Origin of the sequence: Vibrio casei, assembly GCF_002218025.2 — a bacterium.
GTDB classification, from domain to species: domain Bacteria; phylum Pseudomonadota; class Gammaproteobacteria; order Enterobacterales; family Vibrionaceae; genus Vibrio; species Vibrio casei.
In genome coordinates this window covers 475455-488074 of record NZ_AP018681.1, presented here as the reverse complement: position 1 = coordinate 488074, position 12620 = coordinate 475455, and the positions used below count along the sequence as shown (strand labels likewise).

At 41.7% G+C, this 12620-nt stretch carries 10 protein-coding genes and 2 pseudogenes; 7 read left to right on the top strand and 5 right to left on the bottom strand.

What is annotated here, in order from left to right; all coding sequences use genetic code 11:
* Positions 1 to 5 precede the first annotated feature (5 nt).
* The 5 genes from rbsA to VCASEI_RS15075 all read left to right on the top strand — a co-directional run bounded on the left by rbsA (position 6) and on the right by VCASEI_RS15075 (position 5624).
* A complete protein-coding gene (gene rbsA, locus VCASEI_RS15095) occupies positions 6 to 1511 on the top strand; it encodes a ribose ABC transporter ATP-binding protein RbsA (protein WP_089110968.1) in 1506 nt (501 codons plus the stop codon).
* Positions 1508 to 2497 carry a ribose ABC transporter permease gene (gene rbsC / locus VCASEI_RS15090; protein ID WP_086958608.1) on the top strand — a complete coding sequence of 330 codons (990 nt, stop codon included), beginning with the start codon at positions 1508 to 1510 and terminating at the stop codon, positions 2495 to 2497. Before rbsA ends, rbsC begins: the two co-directional genes overlap by 4 nt.
* Positions 2498 to 2594: 97 nt before the next feature.
* Positions 2595 to 3473 (top strand): ribose ABC transporter substrate-binding protein RbsB, encoded by an 879-nt coding sequence (gene rbsB / locus VCASEI_RS15085; RefSeq protein WP_089110969.1) that lies wholly within the window; start codon positions 2595 to 2597, stop codon positions 3471 to 3473.
* Positions 3474 to 3620: 147 nt separating this feature from the next.
* Complete coding sequence (gene rbsK, locus VCASEI_RS15080; protein ID WP_086958611.1) at positions 3621 to 4577, top strand: ribokinase; 957 nt, start codon at positions 3621 to 3623, stop codon at positions 4575 to 4577.
* 42 nt (positions 4578 to 4619) lie between these two features.
* A complete protein-coding gene (locus tag VCASEI_RS15075) occupies positions 4620 to 5624 on the top strand; it encodes a substrate-binding domain-containing protein (RefSeq protein ID WP_086958613.1) in 1005 nt (334 codons plus the stop codon).
* A gap of 621 nt (positions 5625 to 6245) precedes the next feature.
* Here VCASEI_RS15075 and VCASEI_RS19460 read toward each other — a convergent pair.
* Both VCASEI_RS19460 and VCASEI_RS19685 read right to left on the bottom strand, forming a co-directional pair.
* Complete coding sequence (locus VCASEI_RS19460) at positions 6246 to 6395, bottom strand: hypothetical protein (protein ID WP_162621079.1); 150 nt, start codon at positions 6393 to 6395, stop codon at positions 6246 to 6248.
* 1123 nt (positions 6396 to 7518) lie between these two features.
* Positions 7519 to 7719: pseudogene (locus tag VCASEI_RS19685) on the bottom strand (integrase); the annotation flags it as partial.
* 530 nt (positions 7720 to 8249) lie between these two features.
* Here VCASEI_RS19685 and VCASEI_RS15060 point away from each other — a divergent pair.
* Together VCASEI_RS15060 and VCASEI_RS19800 are read left to right on the top strand one after the other, a co-directional pair.
* Positions 8250 to 9467 (top strand): tyrosine-type recombinase/integrase, encoded by a 1218-nt coding sequence (locus tag VCASEI_RS15060; RefSeq protein WP_089110970.1) that lies wholly within the window; start codon positions 8250 to 8252, stop codon positions 9465 to 9467.
* A gap of 204 nt (positions 9468 to 9671) precedes the next feature.
* A pseudogene (locus VCASEI_RS19800) lies at positions 9672 to 9806 on the top strand (transposase domain-containing protein); the annotation flags it as partial.
* A 388-nt stretch (positions 9807 to 10194) separates the two neighbouring features.
* Here VCASEI_RS19800 and tnpC read toward each other — a convergent pair.
* The 3 genes from tnpC to VCASEI_RS15040 form a co-directional block, all read right to left on the bottom strand.
* Positions 10195 to 11793: an IS66 family transposase gene (gene tnpC / locus VCASEI_RS15050; protein ID WP_110957756.1), complete on the bottom strand. Its 1599-nt coding sequence runs from the start codon at positions 11791 to 11793 to the stop codon at positions 10195 to 10197.
* Positions 11794 to 11908: 115 nt separating this feature from the next.
* Positions 11909 to 12235 carry an IS66 family insertion sequence element accessory protein TnpB gene (gene tnpB, locus VCASEI_RS15045; protein ID WP_004393962.1) on the bottom strand — a complete coding sequence of 109 codons (327 nt, stop codon included), beginning with the start codon at positions 12233 to 12235 and terminating at the stop codon, positions 11909 to 11911.
* Positions 12232 to 12606, bottom strand: coding sequence for a hypothetical protein (locus VCASEI_RS15040; protein ID WP_110957753.1), 375 nt, complete (start codon positions 12604 to 12606; stop codon positions 12232 to 12234). The genes tnpB and VCASEI_RS15040 overlap by 4 nt, the downstream gene beginning before the upstream one ends.
* Positions 12607 to 12620 lie beyond the last annotated feature (14 nt).

Genomic DNA, 12620 nt, shown 5'->3' with positions numbered 1-12620 from the left:
TTGTTATGACACAAGCCATATTAGAACTTAACCGTATCGAAAAAGCCTTTCCTGGCGTCAAAGCACTCGATCAGGCTAGCTTAAATGTATATCCCGGGCGGGTAATGGCGCTAATGGGAGAAAATGGTGCGGGTAAATCGACATTAATGAAGGTACTAACAGGAATTTATTCAATGGATTCCGGCCAGATTCACTACCAAGGTCTACCCTCTCAATTCAAAGGCCCGAGAGACTCACAGCAAGCTGGCATCAGTATTATTCATCAGGAATTAAATCTTATTCCTGAAATTAGTATTGCTGAAAACATTTTTTTAGGCCGTGAAATCACTAATCGTTTTGGTCGTATTCTATGGGATCAAATGCATGTAAAAGCAGATAAGTTACTGGCTCGTTTAAATGTTCAGCGCACTTCGAATACTCTACTTGGCGAGCTTAGCCTTGGTGAACAACAAATGGTTGAAATCGCCAAAGCCCTGTCGTTTGAATCTAAAGTCATCATCATGGATGAGCCTACCGATGCCTTGACCGATAAAGAAACCGATTTCTTATTTAAAGTGATCAATGAATTACGCGATCAAGGTTGTGGCATTGTCTATATCTCACATCGCTTAAAAGAAATATTTGAAATTTGTGACGATATTACCGTATTACGTGATGGCAAATTTATTGGTGAATGCAGCGTTGAAAGCACCAATGAAGATGCCTTAATCGAAATGATGGTTGGGCGTAAGCTTGAAGAACAGTACCCACGAATTGCGGTTCAATCTGGTGATACACTCCTTGAAGTAAAAGGGTTAACCGGTAAAGGTATTTACGATGTGAGTTTTGATTTAAAGCGTGGTGAAATTGTTGGCGTGTCTGGTTTAATGGGCGCCGGTCGCACTGAACTAATGAAAATGATTTACGGCGCTCTTCCATACCAAAGTGGCGAAGTATTACTTGAAGGGAAATCGATTCACTCTAGAACCCCGCAAGAAGGGCTCACTAATGGTATAGCTTACATCTCTGAAGACCGTAAAGGAGATGGATTGGTGTTGGGTTTGTCGGTAAAGGACAATATGACGCTTTCTGCTCTACAGCATTTTAGCAAAGGTGCTCAAATCCAACATAATAGTGAAGTCATGGCTGTCGACGACTTTATAGACTTATTCAATATTAAAACGCCTAATCGTGAACAGATCATTGGCAACTTATCGGGGGGTAATCAACAAAAGGTCGCCATTGCGAAAGGTTTGATGACCCGCCCAAATGTGCTGATTTTAGATGAGCCCACGCGTGGTGTGGATGTAGGAGCTAAGAAAGAGATCTACCAATTGATCAATAAGTTTAAGGCTGAAGGCATGAGCATCATTTTGGTGTCCTCTGAAATGCCTGAAGTACTTGGCATGAGTGACCGTATTTTAGTCATGCATGAGGGAAAGATCAGTGGCGAATTTAACGCTAAACAAGCAAATCAAGAATTACTACTGGCGTGTGCAGTCGGTAAAAATATCAGTAAGGATGTCGCATGAGCAGTAAAACCATCAACCACCCTAATTCCCCTGAGAATAAAAAGAAACCCTTGATCAGCAAAGAATGGCTGATCGAGCAAAAATCACTGATCGCGCTTATCGTCTTAATCGTGGTGGTCTCGTTTTTAAATCCGAATTTTTTCACTGTCGATAATATACTGAATATTTTAAGACAAACCTCCGTCAGTGCCATTATTGCCGTGGGTATGACGTTAGTGATCTTAACCGCAGGGATAGATTTAAGCGTAGGTTCGGTCTTGGCATTATGCGGCGCGTTTGCAGCCAGTTTAATCGCCATGGAAGTCCCCGTATTGGTTGCCGTCCCTACAGCTTTACTCGCAGGCGCGGTTTTAGGTGGTATCAGCGGCCTTATCATTGCAAAAGGTAAAGTACAGGCATTTATTGCCACCCTTGTCACCATGACCTTATTACGTGGCGTCACCATGGTTTACACCGATGGCCGCCCTATTTCCACCGGTTTCACCGATGTGGCAGATAACTTTGCATGGTTTGGCACTGGCTACGCACTAGGGATTCCGGTTCCGGTTTGGATCATGGTGATTGTCTTTGCTGGCGCTTGGTATCTTCTAAACCATACCCGTTTTGGTCGTTATATTTATGCGCTGGGCGGTAATGAATCAGCAACACGATTATCAGGCATTAATGTTGATAAAGTAAAAATGGGGGTATATGCCATCTGCGGTGCATTAGCGGCATTGGCAGGCATCATTGTTACCTCTCGTCTTTCTTCAGCTCAACCAACCGCTGGAATGGGTTATGAATTAGATGCCATTGCCGCAGTCGTGGTTGGTGGTACTAGCTTAATGGGTGGCCGAGGAAGAATCATAGGAACCTTAATTGGTGCGCTTATCATCGGATTCTTAAACAATGCACTCAATTTGCTCGATGTTTCTTCTTACTACCAAATGATCGCCAAAGCCGTGGTTATTTTACTGGCGGTAATGGTCGATAACAAAAATAAATAAAACACAGATAATGATAAATAATCATTTATTAACAAGAAAAAGACAAGAGCCAGTTGATAGGCTCCCCCCTACACATTAAAGGAATAACAACATGAAAATGAAAAAAATCTCCACATTACTTTCTGCCGCCGTGTTAACCAGTACGTTATCGGTTACGGCTCATGCACAAGATACCTTAGCCATCGTTGTGTCTACCCTGAACAATCCTTTCTTCGTTAGTATGAAAGATGGCGCAGAAGCCAAAGCCAAAGAACTCGGTTATGAGTTGATCGTTTTAGATTCTCAAAATGATCCAAGTAAAGAGCTATCGAACGTGGAAGATTTATCGGTCCGTGGCGTAAAAGCCCTGCTAATCAACCCAACCGATTCGGATGCAGTCTCTAACGCCATTCGCATTGCAAACCGTGCCAACATCCCAGTACTTACACTTGATCGTGGCGCAAGCCGTGGTGATGTGGTGAGTCACATCGCTTCAGATAACGTCGCTGGCGGCGAAATGGCGGGTAAATACATCATTGAAAAAGTCGGCGAAAAAGCCAAAGTTATTCAACTTGAAGGCATTGCAGGTACCTCAGCGGCTCGTGAACGCGGAGAAGGTTTTATGAAAGCGGTAAAGGGATCAAACCTTGAACTTCTTGCAAGCCAACCTGCCGATTTCGACCGCACTAAAGGATTGAACGTTATGGAAAACCTACTGGCGGCAAACAGCGACGTACAAGCCGTATTTGCGCAAAATGATGAAATGGCATTAGGTGCATTACGCGCGGTTCAAGCTTCAGGTAAAAATATACTCATTGTAGGCTTTGATGGCACCGACGACGGTATTTCAGCGGTTAAACGTGGCATGTTAGGAGCAACCATTGCTCAACAACCGGCTTTAATCGGTGAACTAGGGGTCGAAACGGCAGACAAAGTCTTAAAAGGTCAGACCGTTGAGAAAAACATTCCTGTTCCACTGAAAGTCATCACAAAATAACCAAATAGAGTGAGGGTCAACAAGCCCTCACCTTATTTTCTCGATGCATTATCGCGGCATGCGTTATGTTTCAATTTATACAGTACCCCACTTATACAATAATAAGTGTCATCACAATTCTGCGCTCATCAATGAAAGGATTTTTCAATGAACAAACTGATGGTTTTAGGCAGTGTTAATGCGGATCACGTGCTTCAAGTCACCTCCTTCCCTCGCCCAGGGGAAACCCTAATGGGACGCAACTATCAAGTAATCCCTGGTGGAAAAGGCGCGAATCAAGCCGTTTCAGCCGCTCGATTAGGCGCTGATATTGGTTTTATCGCTTGTGTCGGTTCAGATAGTTTTGGTCACAATATTGTTAAACAATTTAAACAAGATGGCATGGATACGGAGTGCGTTCACATCACGCAAAATACTCCAACAGGCATTGCGATGATTCAAGTTTCCGATGAGGGAGAAAACAGCATCTGTCTATCACCCGAAGCCAATGATCACCTCAATGCAGAATTAGTGTCTCGCCATCGCGAAGCGCTCCAAAACTGTGAATATTTATTACTGCAACTTGAAACCCCGCTTGATGGTATTGAAGCAGCCGTTCAATTGGCTAAGCAAACAGAGGTTGAGTTTGGTTCTTTGCGCCAAGTAATCTTAAACCCTGCGCCAGCGAGAGCTTTACCCAATCAATTATTGGCTCTGATCGATATCATTACACCCAATGAAACTGAAGCTGAAGTACTAACTGGTATTAAAGTAATGGATGAAACATCCGCCCAACTCGCGGCTAATCAATTACATGCTAAAGGTATCGAAACGGTCATCATCACATTAGGTGCTAAGGGTGTTTGGTTAAGTAATAATTCAAATAGTAAACTCATTCAGGGCTTTAAGGTAAAAGCCGTTGACACGACCGCCGCAGGCGATACATTTAACGGAGCTTTGGTTACGGGTTTAATCGAAGGAATGGCCATCGAACAAGCCATCATTTTTGCTCATGCCGCTGCCGCCTTATCGGTAACACGATTTGGAGCACAAACGTCGATACCCACACGGCAAGAAACGGATGAGTTTTTAGCGTTACGAAGCCATTCATCCCTTAACATCTAATATCTAATATCTAATATCTAATATCTAAAGGAATAAAAAAGCATGGCCACCATGAAAGACGTAGCGAGATTAGCTCATGTGTCGACTTCGACGGTCAGCCATGTTTTCAATCAATCTCGATTTGTTAGTGAAGATATTGAAAAACGCGTCAAACAGGCAGCGCAAGATCTTAATTATGCCCCTTCGGCCCTTGCCCGTAGCTTAAAAATGAAATGCACTAAAACGGTCGGAATGCTCGTCACCACCTCGACCAATCCTTTTTTTGGCGAGGTTTTAAAAGGCGTTGAACGTCGCTGCTATGAGAAAGGTTACAATCTCATACTCTGCAATACGGAAGGTGACAGTGAACGGATGAAAGCCTCTATCGATACGCTATTACAAAAACGTGTTGATGGATTAATGCTAATGTGTTCCACGCTAGAAGGCGAAAAAATAGAAATATTTGAGCGTTATCCAGAACTTCCAGTGGTGGTCATGGACTGGGGACCAATGGCTTACGCCAGTGATAAGATTCAAGACAATTCATATAAAGGTGGCTACCTTGCTACCCAGCATTTAATTGAAAATGGTCACCGTACAATTGGTTGCATCACCGGGCCACTGCATCGTAACCAAGCGTCTTCTCGCTTTGATGGATTTAAGCAAGCTTTACAAGATGCCAAGATCATACTGAATCAAGATTGGATCGTTGAAAGTAACTTTGAATGTGACGGTGGGTATGATGCTTACCAAACTCTAAAAGCAAGTGGAGCCTTACCTTCTGCGCTTTTTGTTTGTAATGACATGATGGCAATGGGGCTCATTAATGCGGCCACGGAAGATGGCTTAACGATCCCCAAAGATCTTTCTATTATTGGCTATGATGATATTCATTTAGCCAAATTTATCACACCTTCTCTTACCACCATCCACCAACCTAAACATCAGCTCGGTAAAACAGCAGTAGACACACTACTCGCTCGACTTGAAGCCCCTCAAGCACCGCAACAAGTAGTACAGCTAGAGCCCACATTAGTGATACGCCATTCCGTTCTTTCTGTAGTCTGAATGGCATATCTGTAGGTTATTTTTCTTATGGTAGATACAAATTAAAAATGATTTTCCATAAAAGCACGAATCAATTGAATGAAGTAAAAAATAAATCAACTTTAAAATAAATGTATGTATGTATTTAATTATATCAAAAAGTAATTTACGTAAAATCTCCTCCACCAAATTAAAATCATGGGGTTAAATAAATTATTTTCAGCAAGATTAATTACCGCCGCATATGATATAAATTAAATATGACCTATATTTAAACTCGGACATTAATAAATAAAATAATAACCTAATTTATTAATTAATATCAACATTACAAATAAAAATCTTACCTTTAACACCATACATTTTTAAAATACTCCCACCCTTATTATCAATACTAAATATTAATAACAAAACACCCTATAAAAACAGGGTGTTTTATAAGTAATCACCATTTAATAAAAACCAAAAATTTACCTATTAAAACAGATAAACCATATGCTGTAAGTAATAAAGTTATAACTTTTATATCTATAGCTATATTTTCCACAAGAAATAATGGGGATAAGTATTTTAATATAATTATAGATAAAATAATACTTACTATCTTTAATATAATTAACTTATATTTATCAGCTATTGCCATTAATAGCACCCACCAGCAATACTGCCTCCAATTGCACCTAATCCCATTCCAGCTAATCCGCCACTCATACCAGCAACCATTCCACCACCTACTCCATTAGAACAATCCCCTGAACCTAAGCCGTGACCAGCCGCTGCTGAATTACCCAAATTACCACTTCCAATTCCATTTGATTGAGCTCCATATCCTGGTCCAGCGGGTAGCCCCCCATCACACCACCATCGACCATCAAAATTTCATTTGCATTTTTAAGTTATACATAAAAATACCTTTCGCATTAATGCAGTAAAAGAGTACTGCGCTCATTTATGGCTAACCGATAAACTTTCGAGTTAGCCACGATTTATTTTCCTTGATAATTCATCGACATAACCAAATAAATTAAAAACTAGGTTATCAATTCTAATTTAATATAAAACATTTGAAATTTAAATATAAATTAAATATTTAAATCATGATAGTTTATTTATAAAAATCAACATTAAATAACATAATAACGAATTAAATTGCTCACTAAATAATTATATACATTTTCAATATAGAATAGAACTCATAAAACCATCCGAGACAATATTATTAAGCACTAAGCTACTTTAAATTATTATAACCGACTATTACTCCTTTGTAATTTTTAGAGTTAAATCTAAAAAAGATGAAATATGTAACTGACAAATAAGACAATAAATATAATCTTAGCTATAAATTTTATGTTCTTAACTGCTCCAAAATAGTTGGACAACTAACATTGGGGGTTATTTATGTCTAAATACATCAGAGAATTAAAACTCTGAATCGCACAACGCTGTCTTGATGGCGAATCTTCTTGAACTCTTGCTAAAGAGTTATCTATTCCGGCTCGTCAAATCCGATATTGGACTTCTGTACATTGAATCCATGGTACATCATCATTCTTACCTCTTAGGTATATCCAATACCGCTGATTTTAAATTACCTATACTAAAATCAATATGGAAAAACAAATGGTCTATTAATCACACTAGTGCGCCTTCAATTTATCATCATCAGAGACTATTTCTGTTTGGTTAAAACATTATTCTCTACCCTGCTAGAATATTATAATTTCCCTAATTACGTAACTTTAGCTCTTGGGTTTGATGGTTATTTCGTGCTGTTTTAGTACTTAATTTTAAAAACCAGTTAGTAGCACACGGGCTTAGATCGATTGCATCCACAACCTTGCATGAGCAGGCTTTTATTCCTTACTGATTGAAACCTGTTTATCTCACTTAGACCATAATGAGACCCGTGCAAGTTATCGTGAAGTGTTTTTTCTTTGATCCTTCCCTCTTTCGTTGCTTTCCATTGTTCGGCAACAGATAAGAATGTGGCATTTTTCTCTACAATTGCCATAGCTTTCTGCTCTGCTTTGGCTAACTGCGGATCTATCCCTTCAGAAATCATTCTCCTAGCTTCTAACTCCCTATCTCTCTTCAGCGAGCAATCTGCATAGGTTCAACAAATATTTGACCATTTTTTGTACGATATTATTTCTTTGGCAAGAAGAACGTACCACTCTCAGTACTTGACTTCCTCCTCTACATACACCTTTCCATTAATGTCTCAGTTATTATCTGAAATCAGGAATAGTTAAATGTTACTAAGCATGTGCTAGCAGATAATAAGTGTTAAACTCCCCCTAAATTTTAAGTGTTATTGGCATTTTTGTATTTTGGTTCATCAATTCGAAAAAATCGAAAAGTCCCCCCAAAATACCCCCAATACACATTACAAAACACTAAGGTTAATAAATTCATATGGTTAATAACGCAATCCAGTGGTTTCCGGGTCACCCGCATTGAAATCTCATAGCTTACCAGGAAGTCTTTTTAATCCATTAAAATCAGCAAGTTAATCAACAATTCAATTCCAGGAAGTCTCACCACGTTTTATTGAAAACCATCATCTTGGTACCCCACCTGGTACCCCACTAGATTATATTGCTATACAATGGTCTCTACTCGCTCATCTATGTGATTATGATTATGGCTAAACGGATTACAGATACATCAATCAAAGCACTCGTTATCAAGGACAAGGAATATACCTACACTGTTGAAGAGGGCTTACAGCTTCGTATTCGCCCTAAACGCTCCAGTTCCGGAAAAGGAACAAAAGCCTGGCAATTCAAATATCGTCACCCTGTAACGCGAAAAGTAACCAAAATTTCAATGGGAACCTATCCTTCTCTAGGACTGGCTGCCGCCAAATTAGAAGGAGCAGAATATCGCAAACAAATTGCATTAGGTTTAGATCCTAAGCGCCTCAAAGAAGATAAGAAAATTGAATATCTACGTAAGCACAACGATAATTTTCTCGCTGTTGCAACGAATTGGTTTGACAGAAAGCGTAAGTCCATTAGTCCGTTTCATGCAGAACGAACCTGGAGAACTTTGGAAAAATACGTATTCGACCATTTAGGCTCACTCCCCATAAGTGAGATCACTCGGCGTGATGCCATTCAGACGCTACGGCCACTTGAAAGCGATGGTAAACTCTCAACGATTAAAAGAATTTGCCAAAGCCTAAACCAAATCATGGAATACGCTGTCGCAAGCGATGTTATCACCGCTAACCCACTTACAAAAATGATCAATTCATTTGAGAAACATCAAGTTGAAAACATGCCTACCATTCGTCCTGAACTATTAGGAGAATTTTTATCTCGTTTGGAAAAAAATGAAAACATCCAAGATAAAACCAAACTACTTCTACTTTGGCAGTTGCACACTATCGCACGTCCAAAAGAAGCGGCAAGAACACGCTGGAAAGACATAGATTTGAAAAAGCGATGCTGGACCATACCTGCAGAGGAAATGAAGCGGAGGCGTGAACACAGAGTCCCTCTCCCCACGCAAGCAATTAGTGTTCTTGAACGAATCAGAATTCAAAGTGACGCTAAAGAATTCGTCTTCCCTGGTGAACGTAACCCACAGAGTCATATAAGCATCTACACAGCCAATGCTGCTTTAAAACGCAGCTTAGGGTTTAAAGATGAACTCGTTGCACATGGTTTAAGAGCTATTGCATCAACCGCCCTACACGAACAAGGCTTTGACACTCTGCATATTGAAGCTTGCCTATCGCACATGGACAAGAATACGACAAGAGCGAGCTACAACCGCTCTGACTTTTTTGAACAAAGGAAAGAAATTATGAGCTGGTGGAGTGGATTTATAATGGAAGCGAATAAAAATCACTAAACAATGATTCAACACACGGCTCTACTTTATTCTGTGGATACAGAATAAAGTTTAATTAATTTAAACTTAATGATGTTACTTCAGTGAAAATGATTTAGTGAATAGCAAACTTAACACATTAATACTCTTAGATTACTTTTAAGTAATCATCACTCAAATGATACAAAAGGCGTAGCAGATAGAAAAAAGCCAGTGCCGCTGTAAATTATCGAAACCGCGAAGTCTAACGACTGTGAGCCGTATGAGTACCTCGAATACGTGCTACCAGAAATCCCAAAACTGAAGTGCGGGGGCGACCATGGTCATCTTCTTCCTTGGAATATGCCAAAAACGGAATAATCCGTTCCTCAAACAATACCGTTCAGGATGACAGATACCGCCTTAGTTGGCGGTATCTCTGTTGATATTAGGAAATCAATGAGTCGGTTGTCAGACGCTTACAATTAATGGGACGCTTACTCTTTACTTTGTTCATTGGGGTTGCCTTTTTAACCATTATCGCGTCCTACCCTTCATACCGAGAAAGTAAAGCATAGCGAGTTATTGATTTAAAAGAGAAAATGATGGGGTTCCGGTCACCTATTTAAGAGTTAGGCTGAAATTGTTCAAATAACCTCCAAATGACTGATTGAAACGCTCCGAAATACGCGGCAATGTGAGCTTACGAGAAGATAGTGTACATAGGTATTAAGAAGCGGCTCTGGCCGAAAGCCAGAGCCTGTTTTGATTAGATATTGGACTGATAATTCCAGGGCAAGAACTGTTGTGGATTAGCCTTAACTTCACTTTCCATTCGCTGTATCGTATTAAAGTAATCCAGCACATTTATACCCGCTTCGGCTGATGTCGCTATCATCGCCATGATCACATCCGCAATGCTCGCACCAGCCTGTGTTTTATGGAACAGGGCATTTTTTCGGTTGCGAGCAACTAGCTTGAGTGCTTGCTCCGCTCGGTTATTATCCAGCTGTGCTCCCTCGAGACGGCAGAAGGCGGTCAGCCCCTCATAATGCTTAGTAAAATAATTAATTGCTTTACCAAGCCCGCTGTTTTCTTCTGTACTTCCCCTGTTCAGCTCGGCCTGACCCCAGTTTCGGATCTGCTCCATTACCGGAAGTGATAGCTTTTTATGCCAAGCTAACCGTTGCCCCGCGTTAAGTCCTAGCTCCCTGGCTTCATCATCGTGTCGCCAGATTTCACCATACCACTGTAGTACTTGCTCCACTTCATCTGGAAACTGATTAAGGACTTCGGCAAACTGCCGTCGTCCGTGACTGTTGCACAGACTGTGTTCGACCACGTAATCAAGCGATGGGCGGTTGCTGGATAAGGCATCACTCATCAATATCGGGGGCGCGAGTGTCCGGCCACGGTCATGTAAAATCTCGTCGATGAACTCGCCGGCATGACCGATATTGGTCTGATACAACACGACAGTACGACCCTCTTTTAAGCCCGCGACTAAACCGGAGCTGTAAACACCACTGCGCTCTCGGGTTTTTGTTCCATTTCTCTGCGGCTTTTCTATCGGGACTTTGTCTAAAATTCGGTTGGTCGTGTCATCTAAATAATAGTGCTCTGCGTTTGCGGCAAACACTCTTAACAAGTTATAAATGGGTTGCAAGCTATTGGCGACTAACTCGACTTGGTCAAAGATGGTTGAGGCGGTCAGTTTAATCCCCATCAGCGCTTGCGTACTCTCCTGACGATAGTAGGGTGCACCTGCAAAAAACTTGTGAAGAGCCATCAGGCTGCGGGCACTGTAACCATACTTCTGGCTTGGCTCTCCATCATTTATCACGTCATTAGGTAACTTGGCAGTGAAGTACTGACCACAGGCATTGCAACGTAGCCGCTCCATAACGTGTTGCTCTGGGACGAACGGACTTTGCCCAGTGATCCGCAACAGCGTAGCGGGCTCGTATTTATATAACTTGCCTTTTTGACACTCGGGGCAACTATCGCCTTTCTTTAGATCGTCCAGTTTATGCTGAGTGACTTTCGGTTTCACTGGTGGTGTGCTGGGTTGGGTATTTTTAGGCTTAGGACGTTTTTGACCGCGGTTTTTGTTTTTCTTATTTTTCTGGCCGAGTAGAGTGTCCATCGTTTCTGATGACTTGACCATGCCAACCAACTTACGCAATTTATGCAGGGTGATATCGTTATCAGACAGACGCTCTTGCAAGGCAGCCAGCGTCTTTAATGCCTTCAACAAGATGTGGCAATCTTCCGCACTCAGTGCTAAGTCGTGCTCCTTTGCCTCGTGCACTCGCTGGATAAGCCCGTCCAGCTCTTCGCTGTCAATATCGGTAAAGTCTTGCGCCATTTAAGTTCCTGTCGGCTGGCTTGCAGTGCTGATGCGCTCAATTATTCCAGCATTGTGGGATCAGTCAACATGATCGTGAGGATCGATAACTTAAGGGGGAATAGTGTGCGTACGGTCATACTTTTTGCCAGCCAGGCAGCCCCACCAACAGAGCTTTAAGCTGCTTCGCGGCGACAGGGGTCACCCCATCTTGGTGATGACGGGGCCAATCTTGAAAGCGGCCTTTGCTCAGGCGTTTATTGATTAACCAGAAGCCAGAGCCGTCATAACATAATGCTCTAAGCATGGTTTGACGGCGGTTGGTAAACACAAACAGGGTTCCGCTACGAGGCGACTGTTTTAGCTGATGACGACACAGGGCGGCGAGTCCATCAATACCACAGCGAAAATCGGCTGGTTGAGTCGCAAGCAGGATTTTACTCTCAGCAGTCAGGTGGATCATTTTACTTCTCCTGCTTCTTGTATCAGAGCTCGCAATAAGTCAGGAGAGACAAGGCCGCTGATACAGATCTGACTTGAATTAGGAAGAGTGAGCTGAAGGCTCAGGTCTGATTTAGGTAGTAAATCAGGCTCTATCTGTAACGGAACAAAATCAGGAGCGGACGACTTAACGGGAAGTTGCTTGCGCCAGTCATTGAGCTGGGTGGTGCAGATCCGTAGTGCTTTGGTCACGTGACTGATCGGATATTCTTCAAGCAGCTTGAGTGCTAAGCAGCGTAGTTCATCGGGGATACTGGCATGTTTATTAATGCGGGTTTGTCGCCAGTGCTCAAAGTCAGCAGTGGCCTGAATCAGGTTTTTCTGGTTTTGCATGGTGCCTTCCTTAT